The sequence below is a fragment of the Vibrio sp. 10N.222.55.C6 genome (assembly GCF_041473395.1).
In the GTDB taxonomy this organism is placed as follows: domain Bacteria; phylum Pseudomonadota; class Gammaproteobacteria; order Enterobacterales; family Vibrionaceae; genus Vibrio; species Vibrio crassostreae_C.
Genome location: NZ_JBFRSD010000379.1, coordinates 1 through 228, shown reverse-complemented (window position 1 = coordinate 228; position 228 = coordinate 1). Strand labels below are relative to the sequence as shown.

Sequence of the window (228 nt, the reverse complement as noted above, 5' to 3'; positions counted from 1 at the left end):
ATCCTATTCTCATTACCTAAAATGCAAAGGTCAGATGGAACAGAATTTGATGCGTCTCGGCTTCAAACAGCTGTTTATTGCTCGTCCTGGCCCTCTTGTTGGCGAAAGAGCTCAACCACGAGCCGACGAAAAACTCCTACAAAGTATCTTCCCTCTGTTGTCACCATTTATGATTGGTAAATATAAAAACCTGCGCCCTATTCAGTCAAAAGACGTGGCACAAGCCAT

General features: G+C 43.9%; 1 pseudogene. It reads left to right on the top strand.

The window, feature by feature from the left end:
* Positions 1 to 228, top strand: a pseudogene (locus AB4486_RS24210) (oxidoreductase); the annotation flags it as partial.